Origin of the sequence: Paenibacillus sp. TCA20 (assembly GCF_000732325.1) — a bacterium.
GTDB classification, from domain to species: domain Bacteria; phylum Bacillota; class Bacilli; order Paenibacillales; family Paenibacillaceae; genus Paenibacillus; species Paenibacillus urinalis.
The window spans coordinates 24,724-41,060 of record NZ_BBIW01000019.1 but is presented as its reverse complement, the minus strand read 5'-3'; the positions used below and the strand labels follow the sequence as shown (position 1 = coordinate 41,060).

Sequence of the window (16,337 nt, the reverse complement as noted above, 5' to 3'; positions counted from 1 at the left end):
ATTTAATATCCGGGCCTTGAAATGAACTGATGATAAGATCGGTTAAACAGAGCACCGTTAATTTCAACAAAGGGCTCATCGTAAGTGGTAATGCATCCGATCTCGACATGGTTGCCGTGGTCATACACTTGCACCGGTATGGCCTGTTCCAAATGGTGTTGAAATTGGTACGGCTGCGTTAAACGTTCAATATCATGGCGCATGACCGGTTCATCCTTTCTTGCTGTTATGCTGATCGAATCTAAACAATTGTTTTTATTGTAAAGTGAAACTTCGTGTAAGTCCAATTGGTTGTTCAAGATTAGTGCGCTGGTTGGGAAGCAATATGAAATATGAAGGAGGCAGCCTCTCATATGAAATGGATAGTGGGACTTGGCAATCCCGGTTCCGAATATGCCAAGACGAGGCATAACATAGGATTCATGGCACTCGACGCTCTGGCAGAGCGCCATGGTATTACTATTAATCAGAGCAAGTGCAAAGCTCTTATCGGAGAAGGAATGATACAAGGGGAGAAGGCAGTGCTGATTAAGCCAATGACGTATATGAATCTCTCTGGCGAATCCATTAGAGCGTATATGGATTATTATAAGGTTGCCCTTGAAGATCTTATTGTAGTCTATGATGATATGGACACTGAAGTAGGCAAGATCCGCCTCCGATACCAAGGCAGTGCAGGCGGCCATAACGGAATTAAATCGATTATTCAGCATACCGGGACACAGCAGTTCAATCGTGTGCGTATGGGTATTTCGAGACCGGAGCCAGGCTACGCGATTGTAGATTATGTTCTGTCTAAGTTCGCGAAGAAGGAGCAGGAAGCGGTTGAATCTATGATTGAAGCAACCTGTGACGCCCTCGAGTATGCGATGAAGGATACTTTTGAGCGGACGATGGCGAAATTTAATGGATAAGGATGAATTAACCAAATAGCAAGATGTGAATTTGGTTAATTCAGCCGGGCGGATGTAAGTCGAATAGACATTGTAAATTTGATTACTTGTTTCATCCAAGCTTTATAAACTCGTGATTTCTGGAAAGAATAGAAGATATCATTTCTTTTCAGGAGGATAAGAGTATGCCAATTCATTATGTCTGCAGGCATTGTGGAACTTCGATTGGACAGATTGATTCATCCGAAGTAACGGAAGCAAGGCTGGGTCTTCATTTCTTGACCCCTGCGGAACGAAGGGATATAATAGCCTATAATTCAAAAGGCGAAATGATGGTTAACATCACTTGCGATTACTGTAATGAGGCGATCCTGGTGAATCCAGAGCTTTGTCTGTTAACAAGCCCGCTGCAATAGCGGTGAATAGGGAATCAAGAAGCATAGAACAGTGCTTTAAGGATGGGAATTATACATCCAGCCTTGCGGCCTTGGCAGCGTTTGCTGAGGCGTTTTTTTTCAGTTATCTGGCTGCAGCCCGCCCACTTTTGCTGGTCAGGTCCGTCAAAAAAGATTATGATGAAATCAGATTCATTATCCATATGTTTACAGTTATAAAGAGAATGACAGGTTATATTAAAAGTAAAGTAAGTTATAAGAGAGGTGCCCCTTTTGCTACAAGCACTTATTGAAGCTTTTACTAAAGATTCCGATTTTGAATCGATAACTTCCGGTATTCGGTCAGGAATGAAGGAGCAGCTCATCTCCGGATTGTCGGGTTCAGCTCGCCAGGTTATGATGGCTGCTATGCATAAACAGCTGGATCGACCGATGCTCGTGGTGACTCATAATATGTTTGCGGCACAGAAAGTGGCAGAAGACTTACAGGAAGCGCTTTCTGCCGATCAAGTGCTGCTATATCCGGCCAATGAATTGATTGCTGCAGAAGCAGCAATTTCCAGTCCTGAAACACTTGCTCAGCGCATTGAAGTATTACTGAAGTGTGCAGCCGGTTTTCGGGGCATTGTTGTGATTCCACTCTCTGGCGCAAGACGCTACCTTCCTGCTCCGCAGGTGATAGCAAGTGCAGAGATTACTCTTAAGCAGAGCGGAACGATTGAGCTGGAGCAATTTCTCAAACGTATGGTTGAGCTCGGATATGAACGCGTTGAGCGCGTTGAATCTCAAGGTGAGATGAGTGTACGCGGAGGAATCATTGATTTCTTCCCACTCACGGCCGAGCTGGCTTATCGTATTGAGCTGTTTGATGATGAAATTGACTCGATACGGACATTTGATCCCGCAGACCAGCGGTCAATAGACCGAGTAGAGCAAGTGAGGATAACACCGTGTAAGGAACTGATTGCAAGCCAGGAGAGAATGGAACAGGCTGCGGATCGAACAGTGATTCTGCTCGAAGAGCAGCTCGATAAAACAACGGACCGCCAAGCGAAGCTGCGTCTGCGCGAGGAGATCCATCGTGAAATCGAGCTGCTGCGCGAGCATGTCTATTTTCCTGAAATCTATAAATATGTAACAGAGCTGTATCCAGAGAAGCAGACCATCTATAACTACATGCCTGAGGATACCATTCTTATCATGGATGAGCCGGCAAGACTCTTGGAGACAGGGAAACAGCTCGAACGTGATGAATCGGAGTGGAGTGTTCATTTGCTGCAAAACGGCAAAACGCTGCCGCAGCTTACGCTCTCTCTTGACCATGATCAGGTGCTGTACCATCGGCCGTTCCAGACCTTATTCGTATCCATCTTCCTTCGTCAGGTACCGCACACACAGCCGCAGAACATCCTAAATATGGTCAGCCGCAGTATGCAGGATTTCCATGGCCAAATGAATGTGCTTAAGGCAGAGATGGAGCGCTGGCAAAAAGCAGGTGTCAACGTCGTTATGATGGCCAGCGGCGAGGAACGGCTCGATCGAATGCGTAAAGTGCTGCAGGACTATGACATCCATGAGCCAAACATGGTCATTGGGAATCTGCAAAGCGGATTTGAAATGCCTTCTATTCAGCTGGCTGTTATTACTGAGGGAGAGATGTTCTCTCAAAAACAGCGCAAAGTACGGAAGCCGATGCGCAATGTGGACAATGCAGAGCGGATCAAGAGCTACAGTGAGCTCAAGGTTGGAGATTACGTCGTACATCAAAATCATGGAATCGGTAAATATATGGGGATCGGCACACTTGAAGTAGGCGGTATCCATAAAGATTACATGCATATTTTATATGCAGGCGGCGACAAGCTGTCTGTTCCAATCGAGCAGATCGATCTCATTCAGAAGTATGTCGGTTCAGAAGAGAAGGAGCCGAAGATCTATAAGCTGGGCGGGAATGAATGGACCCGTGTTAAAAATAAAGTCCGCAGCTCTGTCCAGGATATAGCCGATGACCTGATTAAGCTCTATGCAGAGCGGCAATCCTCTCCTGGGTATGCCTTTGATAAGGATACCGCAGAGCAGCAGGAATTTGAGGACATGTTCCCATATGACGAAACGCGGGATCAGGTTCGTGCTATAGAGGAAATCAAGAAGGATATGGAGCAGGGTCGTCCAATGGACAGACTTCTGTGTGGAGATGTAGGTTACGGTAAAACAGAGGTCGCCATTCGTGCTGCATTCAAGGCGGCGATTGAAGGCAAACAGGTTGCTGTTCTTGTACCGACGACCATTCTGGCTCAGCAGCATTACGAGACATTCCGTGAACGCTTCTCCGGGTATCCGTTTAATGTCAGTGTTCTTAGCCGTTTCCGTACACGCAAAGAGCAGAACGAGACGGCCAAAGGCATCAAGCAAGGAACGATTGATATCGTCATTGGTACACATCGTTTACTCTCTCAGGATCTTGTGTTTAAGGATCTCGGGTTGCTGATTGTGGATGAAGAGCAGCGATTCGGTGTAACGCATAAAGAGAAGCTGAAGAAGCTAAAGACCAATGTCGATGTGCTTACACTCACAGCTACGCCGATTCCGAGAACGCTGCATATGTCCATGCTGGGGGTAAGAGATTTGTCGGTTATCGAAACACCACCGGAGAATCGCTTTCCCGTACAAACGTATGTTGTTGAGCATAGTCAGACGCTTGTTCGTGAAGCGATTGAGCGGGAACTGGCGCGAGGCGGTCAAGTGTACTACTTGTACAACCGAGTCCAAGGTATACAGGAGATGGCAGCAGAGATTTCCGCACTTGTCCCTGAGGCAAGAGTGGGGGTTGGTCACGGCCAAATGTCCGAAACTGAACTAGAAAAAACGATTCTTGATTTCCTGGATGGTGAATTTGATGTGCTGGTCAGCACCAGTATCATCGAGACCGGGGTTGACATACCAAACGTGAATACACTGATCGTGCATGATGCGGATAAAATGGGCTTGTCCCAGCTGTATCAGCTGCGCGGCAGGGTAGGGCGTTCGAATCGGATTGCGTATGCCTATTTCACGTACCAAAGAGACAAAGTGCTTACTGAAGTAGCGGAGAAAAGACTGCAATCCATCAAGGAATTTACAGAGCTTGGCTCTGGATTCAAAATTGCGATGCGCGATCTGTCTATCCGCGGGGCCGGGAATTTGCTCGGTGCAGAGCAGCATGGCTTCATCGCCTCTGTCGGGTTTGATCTGTACTCTCAGATGCTGTCAGAAGAGATCAATCGACGCAAAGTAACAATGCTCGGAGAAGAAGCACCGCAGGAGCAGAGCTGGAGCACGTCCATTGACATTAGTATTGATGCGTATCTGCCTTCTGATTATATCTATGATAGTATTCAGAAGATCGAGATTTATAAGAAGGTTGCTGTGCTCGCTGCATTTGATGATGCAATGGAGCTTGAGGATGAGCTGGTTGATCGGTTTGGAGATCTGCCGGAAGCTGTTACGAATCTGCTGTCTGTGGCCAGACTCAAAATATACGGCAAGAAATACGGGATCGAGACCATTGTGCAGCGCGGGGACCAAATCTCTGTGAAGTTCTATGAAGGACGCGAAAAAGCAGTGGATGGCGCTAAGCTTGCAAGGATTGGCAATCAATTCGAAAGACGTGTACAATTTGAACAAGGACAGAGCATGATCGTCCATATTAAAGGCAAGGGTCTGAGTGATCAAGAAATGCTCCAAACATTAGAGAAGTTTCTTGCAGCCATGAAGGATGCATTCAAATCAAAGGGGGAACTACAGGATGTTGCAAAATAACAGAAAAACCTGGAAGACGATCGCGGTGACCGCTGTCGGCGCTCTATCGATATCTCTTCTGGCAGCATGCGGAAGCAATGATGCGGGAGGAGGCAGCACCAGCTTTAATAATTCAATTGAAGGCGACACGAGCAGTGTGGTTGTAAAATATAAAGGCGGCGAAATCACGGAGAAGGAATTCAATGCAGAGCTCAAGATTATGGAATTCATGAATCCAACGATTGCAGCCTACCTGCAGATGGATGAAATGCGCGAGATGTTTGTGAAACAGCAGGTAGCGTATGAATATTTGAGTAAAGACGTGTCTCAAGAAGCAGGGGAAAAAGGCCTTGAAGAGGCAGAAGCCCAGATCACTCAAATGAAGACTCAGGTTGGCGGAGACGAAGCCTGGAGTCAGATGCTTAAGGATTACGAAGTGACAGAGGACGAGCTTAAGAATTACATGACACGTGTCTTGAGCCTGATTGAGTACAAGTCACAGGATGTAACTGACGAGCAGGTGAAGACAGAGTATGAAGCTAGTAAAGATCAATTTATTACAGCAAGTGTTCGTCATGTGCTGATCAGCAACACAGATCCTGAGTCAGGGGAAGCTCGCCCGGAAGGGGAAGCTCTTAAACTTGCGAAGGAAGTCAAAGCCAAGCTGGACAAAGGTGAAGATTTTGCTGCCGTCGCCAAAGAGTATTCTGAAGACCCGGGATCGGCAGAAAACGGTGGATTGTATGAGGACACACCGGTTACGAATTGGGTAGAAGCTTTCAAGGAAGCGGCAAAAACCCAAGAGGAGGGTGTCATTGGTGAGCCGGTCGAAACGGATTACGGCTACCATATTATTAAGGTCGAGAAACGTACAGAGCCGACCTTTGAAGAGTTAACAGAAGCGCAAACGAAGCTGCTCAAGAGCTCTGTCGTGAACGTGGAAGTTCAGGAATTTATGACGAATGAAGTGGATGGAGTCATTGAAGGCGAGATCAAACTGCCTGCGAATCCGGCTGCTGAACAAGGTACCGAAGGTACAGAGGGTACGGAAGGCACCGAAGGAACTGAGGGAACTGATGCTGGAACCGAAGGTTCTGAAGAAGGATCGACAGGTGACGAGGGCGCAGCCGATTCGGGAACAGAAGGCGAGAGTACAGAATCGAATACCGATGGTAAATAAGAACAAGGCTGAGGCGCGGGAAACCGCGCCTTTTCTTTTTGGATGAGAGCGGATTCTGCACTTAGGAACTTATTGTATATTTCATGTATAAGGAACTGGGAACAGAAGAATACTATGGTCTAGATAGATTGAACTAAAGTTTTGCATCGTCATTATTTTGATCAGAGGTGGATCTGGTGGCAGGACTAACCCTGAAATCACTGCAGGGGGCCCAGCACATTAGGGCCGGTCTGTTACCTGTGATGAACATATTTTTCTTTAGTTCACTCTATATAGAAATCACACTTAACTACCCTGGACCCTCCTCATAAAAGGAACAGTAGTTGAAAAATCTTCTCGAGAAAGTGGGGCAACATGTAAATGAAAGCTACTGGTATCGTCCGCCGTATTGATGATCTTGGTCGTGTGGTTATTCCGAAAGAGATTCGCCGTACTTTGCGAATTCGCGAGGGAGACCCGCTCGAGATTTTTGTGGACCGTGACGGCGAGGTCATTCTGAAGAAGTACTCTCCCATTGGAGAGCTTGGCGATTTTGCGAAGGAGTATGCAGAATCACTGTATGAAAGTACCGGCCATGTAACGTTAATCTCAGATCGGGATACGATTATTACTGTGGCAGGCGGATCAAAGAAGGAATATTTGGATAAGCAGATTGGTCATATGGTAGAAACGTCAATGGATAACCGCAAGACATTGCTTGAGAACAGCAACGGATCTTATGAATTAGCTAAAGATCATATCGAACCTTTATCATCCTATGTTGTAGCACCGATCATATCGGGAGGAGACCCGATTGGTGCAGTCATTATGTACAGCAAGGACGAATCCACTAAAATGTCTCAGCTCGAGACCAAAATGGCTGAAACCGCTGCCGCATTCCTTGGGAAACAAATGGAGCAGTAGCGTGCAGAAGAACTCCCGCCTTCCAACAGGCAGGAGTTCTTTGCTTTTTTTAAAGCTTGTTTTGGGATTTATGCAAAAAGCTCGTATAATAGAGATCATGTACTTCACCTTTATTTTATAACAAAGCAGGTATACATAGATGAACTCATCCAATTCGGGTAAAAAGCTGCTTCAAGGTGCTTTTGTTCTAAGCAGCGCTGCGATCTTATCCAAACTGATTGGGACACTGCAGAAGATCCCGCTGCAAAATATTGCCGGAGACGGCGTATTCGGTATATACAATACGGTCTATCCTTTTTATATCATGCTCGTTACACTGGCGACCGCCGGCTTTCCTATTGCGGTATCCAAGCTTGTGGCAGAGGCAGAAGCAAGAGGTGACGAAGAAGAGGGCCGTAAAGTACTGAAGGCGACCACCATACTGCTTGCCATCGTAGGAGGATGTCTCTGTGTCCTTACTTATTGGAGTGCACCGCTGATTGGTCGTCTGATCGATAACAGTGAGGTTATTTCATCGGTACGGGCAGCCTCTCTCTCCTTGCTATTCGTGCCGGTGATGGCAGGGCTGAGAGGCTACTTTCAAGGTCTTCAGAACATGGTACCGACTGCGGTGTCTCAGGTTACCGAGCAAACGATACGTGTGACTGTTATGTTAATTGTATTATTTCTGCTCATGGGATATGGCGCCAGTGCAGAGAATATTGCCGCTGGGGCTATGCTGGGTTCCGCAGCAGGGGGCGCGGCAGGTCTAGTCGTGATGTGGATATTTTGGCTGATACGATCTCGGTCAAGGGGATTTCGACAAAGTCAGAGCAGTCCTCGAATAGGGACACAGCCTTTGGCTCCGGAGGGAAAATCCACGGGTGCGCTGCTCCGGACAGTACTGAGATATGCCATCCCGGTTGCTCTCGGCTCGGTTGCTGTGCCTTTAATTAATATGGTAGATACCTTTACCGTCCCTCGGCTGTTAAAGCAGGAAGGACTAAATGATCTGGAAGCGATGCAGACATTCGGCATTTATAATCGGGGATTGCCGCTGGTCCAGCTTGTGACTATGCTGGCTACATCTTTATCGGTATTATTCGTGCCTGCTCTGGCAGAGGCCAAGATCAGACAGGACCAAGCGGGAATTCAAAGACACAGCAGTCTGGCATTGAAGTGGTTCTGGCTGATTGGACTTGCCGCTTCGATTGGCATTATGGTGCTGGCAGAGCCGATTAACCGCATGCTGTATATGAACGCAGAAGGGACGATCACGCTCCGTATACTCGCGTTATCTGCTGCAGGGAGCACCGTCAGCGTCATCGCTGCTGCCTTACTGCAGGGGCTCGGCAGCGCCAAAGCGCCTGCGCTTATCATGCTGGCAGCAGCAGCGATTAAGACGCTGCTGAACCTCATACTCGTGCCGCCGCTCGGAATCAGCGGAGCGGCCATCTCGTCTGCGGCAGCCTTTGCCGCTGCAGCCGCCATGAACGCGCTGCTGCTGGCAAGGCTCTTGCAGCTGCGTGTGTCCCCCAGCGCCGCGTTACTCAAGCCGGCGCTGGTGACCGCCGCGATGGCTGTCTTCGCGGCGATGGTCTCCGCAGGCGCTGCTGTGCTGTGCACAAGCGTCGCGGGGCTTAGCGCGGATGGGAGAATCACCGCGCTCGTCCAGAGCCTGCTGGGTGTTGCAGCAGGCGTGCTTGTCTTCGTGCTGGGAGCCATCCGCACGAAGCTGATTACGGCAGCAGAGATTGCCGTGCTGCCGAAGGGAGCGAAGCTCACACAGCTGCTGCAGAAGCTGAAGCTGCTGTGAGCCGCCTGCATCCTGATGACTGCATGCAGGCTGTCGGGCTGTGTTATAGTTAATACGACTTAAACTATTTTGGAGGTAATGCTTATGAGCGGAGCGATCACGGTTGTTGGTCTCGGTTCGGGAGGAGAAGACCAGCTGACGCTTGGAATACTGAAGAGGTTGAAGCAAGCGCCGCATGTCTATGCACGGACACTCGATCATCCGGTGTTTAATGATCTGTCAGATCTACAATTAACGATTACTTCTTTCGATAATATATATGAAGCCAAGAGTTCTTTCCCCGAGGTCTATGATGCGATTACGGAGGAGCTGATCCAGCTGGCAGCCGGAGCGGCCGCAGGGGAAGAGATCGTGTACGCTGTACCCGGACACCCCATGGTAGCGGAAGCTACAGTTCGCCTCCTGAAGGAGCGTTGTCCAGAGCGGGGAATAGAGCTGACGGTACTCGGCGGGGAGAGCTTCCTGGATGAAGCCTTCACTAGGCTCGGCTTTGATCCGATTGAAGGCTTTCAGCTGCTTGATGCCGGTGTCATTGACGCAAGCCTGTTTCATCCTCAGCTCCATACGGTGATAGGACAGGTGTATGATATGTTTACCGCTTCCGATGTGAAGCTGAGCCTGATGGAGGTCTATCCTGACGATACTCTGGTCTATGCCTGCCATGCGCTCGGGGTGGAGGGTCAGGAGCAAATTCATGAAGTTCCGCTATATGAGCTGGATCGGGTAGAAGGGTACGGCAATCTATCCTTGATCTATGTACCGAGAAGAGACGATGAGCAGCTGCGCAGACGTACCTTCAGCCGTTTGCACGAAATTGTGGCCATTCTCCGCAGCCCGGAAGGCTGTCCATGGGACCGCGAGCAGACGCATGCTTCGATCCGCAAGAATCTGATTGAGGAGACCTATGAAGTGCTGGAAACCATCGATGATGATGACCCAGACCACATGAAGGAGGAGCTTGGAGATTTGCTGCTCCAAATTATGCTTCACTCCCAAATGGAGGAGGAGCTGGGCTCATTTAACGTATATGACGTGATTGAAACGCTGAATGATAAGCTGATCTTCCGTCATCCGCACGTCTTTGGCGATAACCAAGCAGAGGATGCAGGCGAGGCGCTCGCGAACTGGGAAGCGATGAAGCTTGAGGAGAAGAAGCGCAAAGGGCAAGAGAGCGAAGATACATCGGCCCTGGCGGGGATCCCAAGAGATCTGCCTGCTGTGATGAAATCGTACAAGCTTCAGAAGAAAGCGGCCAAAGTCGGGTTTGACTGGGACGACGTAAGCGGCGTCATCGCCAAAGTCGAGGAGGAGCTGGCTGAGCTGAAGGAATCGATTGCCGAAGGGCAGTCTCCACAGGAGCAAATGCTGGAGCTCGGTGACATTTTGTTTGCGTCCGTCAATATCGCAAGGTTCATTGATGCTGATCCGGAGGAGGCGCTGTCTGCCGTAAACCGCAAGTTTAGCCGCAGATTCCGCTACATTGAGCAGCGGCTGGCCGAGCAGGGACGTACGGTCCATGACAGCAGCTTGGATGAGATGGAAGGATACTGGCAGGAAGCGAAGCAAGTACTAAAGGATTTTTGATGGAACCTGCTTCATCGCTCCAAGGTCATGTTGAGAAATGGATTCAGCGAATAAGGAATTGGAATAGCATTCCTATTTCGCGAGAGGCGGCCTTGTTTGACAATGGCCCCTAAAATATCGTATTCTTGATCAAACCATGGGACAAATACCGGGGATGTCACAAAAAAAGATCCGTCACAGAAGGATTTTTCCGGTATAAGCAAGAATAGAAAAATAGTAAAGTTACGTGACAGGACAGCGTTAGTGCGCTACGGCTTTAGTTACGTATCATTTTCTTTAATTTGGGAGGCTTTTAATCATGAACAAAACAGATCTAATTAACAACATCTCTGAAAAGAGCGGATTAACTAAAAAAGACGTAGAGTCTGTACTTAACAATTTCTTGGGTGAAATTACGGATGCACTTGCAAGCGGCGATAAAGTTCAATTGATCGGTTTCGGTACTTTTGAAACTCGCAAACGTTCCGGACGTACGGGACGCAACCCGCAAACAGGAACAGCGATCGAAATCCCTGCTTCTAATGTTCCAGCTTTTAAAGCGGGCAATAAACTTAAAGAAGCCGTAAAGTAAATGCGTGTTGATAAATTTCTTAAAGTGTCCAGGCTAATTAAGCGCCGTACCGTGGCGAAGGATGTCTCTGAGCAGGGGAGAGTGCTGATCAATGGACGCGAGGCGAAGCCCAGCACAAGTGTTAAGGTGGGTGACGAGATCACGGTCCAATTCGGGCAGAAGCTCGTTACGGTTCGCGTTGAGCGATTAGCCGAGAGTACACGTAAGGAAGAGGCATCCAGCTTGTTCTCTGTGGTGAAGGAAGAAGCCATCGCTAAGGATAATGGAATTTTTTAAATGCCGTCAACATCATGGAAGAGCACTCTATCCCTTGGTCGGATAGAGTGTTTTTTTCTATTCATGGTATGTTCTAATCTCTGTATCTCGCCCATAAGCTAGGTGTAAGAAGGGAGGGGTACATGCCATGATGGAACAAACGAAGCTGAAACAGCACAGCATGTCGATTCAGAATCGGAAGCTGCTCGATATTACGGGTGTCATGAATGTAGAGAGCTTTGATAGTGAGGAATTTCTGCTCAAGACAGAGCTCGGACATCTGACGATTCGGGGCAACAATTTACATATTAAGAACCTCAGCTTGGAGGAAGGATTGCTCTCAATTGAAGGGTACGTCAGCTCCCTTGTATATCTAGATCCCGGTTCTAATGTTAAATCTGGTAAGGGGCTTCTTGGCAAGCTGTTTCGATGAATCCTGAGCTTCAGTGGCTTACGCTGGGATGGATGCTCCTCTCCGGAGGGATTATGGGAATTGTGTATGACAGTTACCGGGTGCTGTCAGGCCAGTTAAGATTTCCGCGGTGGAGCATTCATATCCTTGATTTGATGTACTGGCTGATTGCAGCCTTATTTATATTTCGAACACTCTATTCCGTTAACCATGGAGACTTGAGGTTTTATGTCTTTTTAGGTCTGTTCATAGGGGTTTGGATCTATTTTTTGGTTTTAAGTGTTACGATCCAAAAATTTGTGGTAATGTTAATTGGAATTGTAAAACGTTTGGCATATGTGGTTTACCGGATATTAAATGTACTGATCGTTCTTCCGATCAAAGGGATACTAAGAATCCTGCGCATTTTATTCGGATTTATCATGGCTGCGTTTATTTTTATCATCAAGATGCTGTACCAGTTGTTCAGACCAATATTGAAGCTGCTCTATTGGCCGCTTAGGCCACTGCTCAGCAGATGGAAGACGCCGATGTGGCTGCAAAGTGTATGGGTTCGGATTAAAGAGTGGTGGACCTATTGGTTCTAGACCACCCTGATTAGGATGAAGGAGGTTCCACGGATGAGTAAACCGTCTGGACGTCATGCTCGAAGTACATCTCAAGGAAATACACAAAAACTAAAAACGACGGGGGCGCGTAGGCGAATCATGCTGTGGCTTACCTTTATGATTTGCTTTACAGGGTGGGCAGGATACACGTTTTATAGTCAGTCTGTTCAAATGGCGGACAAGAGTGCCAAGCTTGAGCAGGCAACGAAGGTCAATGCTGAGGCTCAGAAGGAGAAGACGGAACTGTCCAACGAAGTGGAGCGGCTGCAGGATCCAGAATATATTGGGCAGCTGGCACGGAAGAAATACGGGATGTTTCTACCGGGCGAGACACCCATTTATCCAGTAGACGAATAGGACAGGCAGGTACTCTGTAATCAGACAATATTACTGGTATTTGATGCATATATAACCGTAAAATAGGCTCTAAAGCAGGCGTCCGCTCAGTTGACCTTGCTTTGTGGCATAAGGTATAATTGACATACCGCAACAGATTAGATTCAAAAATCGGGTTGTATAATTTTAAGGGAGGATCATTTTATTCTATGGCAATTGAAGTGGGCACCAAGTTAGAGGGCAAAGTGACAGGCATCACGCATTTTGGAGCATTTGTGGATCTGTCAGGAGGTGTCACGGGTCTCGTTCACATCTCGGAAATCGCCGATAATTACGTTAAGGATGTCAATGATCACCTGAAGATCAATGACGCCGTAACCGTTAAGGTTATTAACGTTGATAAAGACGGCAAAATTGGACTTTCCATTAAGCAGGCGGTAGATCGTCCTGCAGGTGAAGTACAACAACAAGCTCGTCCGCCAAGAGCACCAAGACCGGAACGCACAGGTGGAGACAGAGAACGATTTGGCGGCGGCGGCAGCGGTAGTGGCGGCGGTAGCTATAACAATCGTGAACGGGGAGGGCGTCCTTACAAACCTTCTTCCGGCAAGCCTTCGTTTGGCAAGCCTTCATTCGAGGATAAAATGTCACGCTTCCTAAAAGACAGTGAAGAGCGAATTTCGTCGCTGAAGAAGAACACGGAAGGCAAACGTGGAGGCCGCGGCGCGAAACGTATGTAAGTTATCAACCTGATCTTACGCATAGATTGTAACGTATGGAAGAACCACAGACTTTTAGAGTCTGTGGTTTTTTTGTCGCTTGTGAAGAATCGTCCGACAGGTTTCAAGCGAATTCCGGTATTCTCTTTTCATATCGCTAGCAAATTTAGGCGGAAGGGTACATGCAGAATAGAGTAACTTGATTCGAGTGGGAACGGACGAACCTAGACAGGCGCTTCATTCGCCTGCGTTTCTCTGAACTTTCGCACACTCCCTGTTTTTGTCGGAAATTTCTTTTGGCACGGTCTGTGTTTCTGACAAACTTTCACAGAACAAGCTGACTATAATGGGTACCATCAAATCAAACGATTGGGGTGCCAAATTAATGGACAAGTGGAATGTAATACCTTTCCCTGGACTGAGAACAGGCAAAGGAGGCAAAGCCATTCGTAAAGAAGCGGGCACGAGAATTAAATCCTGGGCGGGATCGCTGAAGGCCGTACAGTTCATTGCGGAGAAGAAATGGATGATTCTGCTGACGGTAATGGGTTTTTTGCTCGGAAAGGCTATGATATTGGACGAGCTGTCTCCCTTTGCCATAGCCTACTTCGCCGTCATTATGTTCCTGAGAAGAGATTTTTTGCTCCCGGTAGGGATCGCTATTTTGGCCGGAGGGTTTTTCGCACCCTATCCCACACTATTTACGATCGCCGCCGAGGTCAGCATTTTCTATCTGCTCTATCGAGGTCTCTCGTCTTTTGGCAAAACCGAGCTGTCTTACGCACCAGTGATGGTATTCACTTCAGCCTTTATGGTCAATTTGTTTACCGTCCTGATCGGACCCTCATTCACATGGTACGCGGTCCTAATGATGACCATCGATGCCGTACTCAGCTTCGTGCTCACTCTTGTGTTTATTCAAGCCATTCCCGTGTTCACCTATCGCAAGAAGAATGTAAACCTCCGCAGCGAGGAGATCCTGTGTCTTATCATTCTACTGGCATCCGTTATGACAGGGGCTGTCGGTTTTACGGTATATAATCTATCCGCAGAGAATGTACTGTCACGATATCTTATTCTGGTTTTTGCCCTAGTAGGGGGTGCACCGCTTGGCGCATCGGTTGGGGTAATCACGGGACTGATCTTAAGTCTGGCCAATATGTCAGCGATCTATCAGATGAGCTTGCTTGCTTTCTCCGGTATGCTGGCGGGGATGCTGAAGGAAGGGAAGAAGATGGCTGTCTCTCTAGGGATGCTGCTTGGCTCCTCCATTCTAGCCATTTATCTGGGTGGAACAGGAGATGTGATCACATCAACCTATGAGAGCTGTGCCGCGATATTGCTCTTTTTGCTGACACCGAAGAGTATATTAAATGTCATATCAAAATACGTACCTGGTACGCAGGATCATAGTCATAATCAGCATGAGTATGCGAAGCGGATCCGAGATCTGACAGCAGAACGTGTAACAAGATTCTCGCAGGTATTTAAGCAGCTATCGAAGAGCTTTGATCAGATGTCGGAGGCACCTGAGATCAAGCAGGGACAACAGGACATGGAGCATTTCATGAATGCGGTGGCTGACGGGACTTGTGCTGCCTGCTTCAAGCAGTCTCAGTGCTGGGACGGGAAGTTCTATCAGACATATAAGTATATGACGGAGATGATGTCGGCCATTGAAGAGAATCCAGACTTTGAAGCTAAGGATATTCCTGCTTCCTGGACGAAATCCTGTGCCAAGACGGAGGCTGTCTTAGACGTGATGAAGCGTCAGTACGGGCTATACCAAGATAATATGCAATGGAAGCGGCAAATATACGACAGCCGTGTGCTGGTTGCCGAGCAATTGTCCGGCGTGTCTCAGGTAATGGAGGACCTGGCACGTGAGATTCAGCGGGAAACGACGATTATGCATAAGCAGGAGGATCAGATTCGTTCTGCTTTGGAGCAGCTCGGTTTATCCATTCACAGCATCGACATCATTAACCTGGACGCAGGTCATGTCGAGATTGAGATCGTACATGCTTATACGAAAGGATTTGATGAATGCCGCAAAATTATTGCACCACTGCTGTCCGATATTTTAGATGAACACATTGCTGTAGTAGAGGAGGTTATGACTTTACCAAAACAGGGATTGGCGACGGTTACCTTCGGTTCGGCAAAAACCTATGAAGTTACCACAGGTGTAGCGGGAGCGGCCAAGGGAGGAGGACTCTTGTCTGGTGACAGCTACAGCACAGTCGAGCTTGGGAACGGTACCTTTGCTGTTGCGCTAAGCGATGGGATGGGCAATGGAGAACGAGCAAGAATGGAGAGCAGCACAGCCCTTAACATTTTGGAGCAGCTGCTTCAATCGGGAATGGATGCCAAGCTGGCGATTAAGTCTGTCAATTCTATTCTGATGCTGCGATCTCCAGAAGAGATTTATGCCACAGTGGATATGGCACTGATTGATCAATATTCTGCCCAGTCCACTTTCTTGAAGATTGGGTCGACACCAAGCTTTATCAAGAGGGGAGATGAGGTTATCCCTGTGTCTGCAAGCAATCTGCCGATAGGGATTATTAAAGATATTGAGGTTGATCTTGTCAGTATCCAGCTGAATCCGGGGGATATCGTCATTATGATGACCGATGGCATCTATGATGCACCCGGCTATGCGGTGAATAAAGAAATGTGGATGAAGCGGATGATCCAGGAGCTGGATAGCGAAGATCCACAGGAAATTGCCGATATTCTGCTAGAGAGAGTCATTCGTTATCAGCAAAATAAAATTCATGATGACATGACGGTTGTAGTCGGCAAAGTAGATCACTTCAGACCTGAATGGGCAACCCTGCGTATTCCGGGAATGGATCGAATGGAGCGGCCGAGAACAGTCAGCTGATCAGGCTCTATTATATAGA

Annotated in this window: 15 protein-coding genes; 14 read left to right on the top strand and 1 reads right to left on the bottom strand. The window is 47.9% G+C overall.

Annotated features, from left to right (window positions below; all coding sequences use genetic code 11):
• Positions 1-2 precede the first annotated feature (2 nt).
• Positions 3-203, bottom strand: a complete 201-nt coding sequence (locus tag TCA2_RS24120; protein ID WP_047914161.1) for a hypothetical protein — start codon at positions 201-203, stop codon at positions 3-5.
• Between the two features lie 150 nt (positions 204-353).
• On the opposite strand from TCA2_RS24120, the gene pth reads away from it, so the two are divergent.
• The 14 genes from pth (at position 354) to spoIIE (ending at position 16,318) form a co-directional block, all read left to right on the top strand.
• Complete coding sequence (pth, locus tag TCA2_RS24115) at positions 354-914, top strand: aminoacyl-tRNA hydrolase (RefSeq protein ID WP_047914160.1); 561 nt, start codon at positions 354-356, stop codon at positions 912-914.
• Between the two features lie 164 nt (positions 915-1,078).
• Positions 1,079-1,309, top strand: coding sequence for an anti-sigma-F factor Fin family protein (locus tag TCA2_RS24110; RefSeq protein WP_047914159.1), 231 nt, complete (start codon positions 1,079-1,081; stop codon positions 1,307-1,309).
• Positions 1,310-1,561: 252 nt separating this feature from the next.
• Positions 1,562-5,086: a transcription-repair coupling factor gene (mfd, locus tag TCA2_RS24100; protein ID WP_047914157.1), complete on the top strand. Its 3,525-nt coding sequence runs from the start codon at positions 1,562-1,564 to the stop codon at positions 5,084-5,086.
• On the top strand, positions 5,073-6,245 hold the full coding sequence (locus TCA2_RS24095) for a peptidylprolyl isomerase (protein WP_047914156.1): 1,173 nt from the start codon (positions 5,073-5,075) through the stop codon (positions 6,243-6,245). Before mfd ends, TCA2_RS24095 begins: the two co-directional genes overlap by 14 nt.
• A gap of 360 nt (positions 6,246-6,605) precedes the next feature.
• Positions 6,606-7,148, top strand: a complete 543-nt coding sequence (spoVT, locus tag TCA2_RS24090; protein ID WP_047914155.1) for a stage V sporulation protein T — start codon at positions 6,606-6,608, stop codon at positions 7,146-7,148.
• A 139-nt stretch (positions 7,149-7,287) separates the two neighbouring features.
• Positions 7,288-8,943 carry a polysaccharide biosynthesis protein gene (locus tag TCA2_RS24085; RefSeq protein ID WP_047914154.1) on the top strand — a complete coding sequence of 552 codons (1,656 nt, stop codon included), beginning with the start codon at positions 7,288-7,290 and terminating at the stop codon, positions 8,941-8,943.
• Between the two features lie 84 nt (positions 8,944-9,027).
• Positions 9,028-10,527, top strand: coding sequence for a nucleoside triphosphate pyrophosphohydrolase (gene mazG / locus TCA2_RS24080; protein ID WP_047914153.1), 1,500 nt, complete (start codon positions 9,028-9,030; stop codon positions 10,525-10,527).
• Between the two features lie 298 nt (positions 10,528-10,825).
• Entirely contained in the window at positions 10,826-11,098 is a 273-nt protein-coding gene (locus TCA2_RS24075) for an HU family DNA-binding protein (RefSeq protein ID WP_047914152.1), read from the top strand.
• On the top strand, positions 11,099-11,374 hold the full coding sequence (locus tag TCA2_RS24070; RefSeq protein WP_047914151.1) for an RNA-binding S4 domain-containing protein: 276 nt from the start codon (positions 11,099-11,101) through the stop codon (positions 11,372-11,374).
• A 127-nt stretch (positions 11,375-11,501) separates the two neighbouring features.
• Positions 11,502-11,786 (top strand): sporulation protein YabP, encoded by a 285-nt coding sequence (gene yabP / locus TCA2_RS24065; RefSeq protein WP_047914150.1) that lies wholly within the window; start codon positions 11,502-11,504, stop codon positions 11,784-11,786.
• Entirely contained in the window at positions 11,783-12,352 is a 570-nt protein-coding gene (gene yabQ, locus TCA2_RS24060; RefSeq protein WP_047914149.1) for a spore cortex biosynthesis protein YabQ, read from the top strand. Before yabP ends, yabQ begins: the two co-directional genes overlap by 4 nt.
• A gap of 33 nt (positions 12,353-12,385) precedes the next feature.
• A complete protein-coding gene (locus tag TCA2_RS24055) occupies positions 12,386-12,730 on the top strand; it encodes a septum formation initiator family protein (RefSeq protein ID WP_047914148.1) in 345 nt (114 codons plus the stop codon).
• A gap of 188 nt (positions 12,731-12,918) precedes the next feature.
• Complete coding sequence (locus TCA2_RS24050) at positions 12,919-13,449, top strand: S1 domain-containing RNA-binding protein (RefSeq protein ID WP_047914147.1); 531 nt, start codon at positions 12,919-12,921, stop codon at positions 13,447-13,449.
• Positions 13,450-13,813: 364 nt separating this feature from the next.
• Positions 13,814-16,318 carry a stage II sporulation protein E gene (spoIIE, locus tag TCA2_RS24045; protein WP_047914146.1) on the top strand — a complete coding sequence of 835 codons (2,505 nt, stop codon included), beginning with the start codon at positions 13,814-13,816 and terminating at the stop codon, positions 16,316-16,318.
• The last annotated feature ends 19 nt before the right edge of the window (positions 16,319-16,337 follow it).

Coding starts and splice junctions, on each gene's coding strand:
- spoIIE (WP_047914146.1), top strand. CDS start 13,814: ATGGACAAGTGGAATGTAATACCTTTCCCTGGACTGAGAACAGGCAAA.
- TCA2_RS24110 (WP_047914159.1), top strand. CDS start 1,079: ATGCCAATTCATTATGTCTGCAGGCATTGTGGAACTTCGATTGGACAG.
- TCA2_RS24085 (WP_047914154.1), top strand. CDS start 7,288: ATGAACTCATCCAATTCGGGTAAAAAGCTGCTTCAAGGTGCTTTTGTT.
- TCA2_RS24095 (WP_047914156.1), top strand. CDS start 5,073: ATGTTGCAAAATAACAGAAAAACCTGGAAGACGATCGCGGTGACCGCT.
- TCA2_RS24050 (WP_047914147.1), top strand. CDS start 12,919: ATGGCAATTGAAGTGGGCACCAAGTTAGAGGGCAAAGTGACAGGCATC.
- TCA2_RS24120 (WP_047914161.1), bottom strand. CDS start 203: ATGCGCCATGATATTGAACGTTTAACGCAGCCGTACCAATTTCAACAC.
- TCA2_RS24075 (WP_047914152.1), top strand. CDS start 10,826: ATGAACAAAACAGATCTAATTAACAACATCTCTGAAAAGAGCGGATTA.
- spoVT (WP_047914155.1), top strand. CDS start 6,606: ATGAAAGCTACTGGTATCGTCCGCCGTATTGATGATCTTGGTCGTGTG.
- pth (WP_047914160.1), top strand. CDS start 354: ATGAAATGGATAGTGGGACTTGGCAATCCCGGTTCCGAATATGCCAAG.
- TCA2_RS24055 (WP_047914148.1), top strand. CDS start 12,386: ATGAGTAAACCGTCTGGACGTCATGCTCGAAGTACATCTCAAGGAAAT.
- mazG (WP_047914153.1), top strand. CDS start 9,028: ATGAGCGGAGCGATCACGGTTGTTGGTCTCGGTTCGGGAGGAGAAGAC.
- yabP (WP_047914150.1), top strand. CDS start 11,502: ATGATGGAACAAACGAAGCTGAAACAGCACAGCATGTCGATTCAGAAT.
- TCA2_RS24070 (WP_047914151.1), top strand. CDS start 11,099: ATGCGTGTTGATAAATTTCTTAAAGTGTCCAGGCTAATTAAGCGCCGT.
- yabQ (WP_047914149.1), top strand. CDS start 11,783: ATGAATCCTGAGCTTCAGTGGCTTACGCTGGGATGGATGCTCCTCTCC.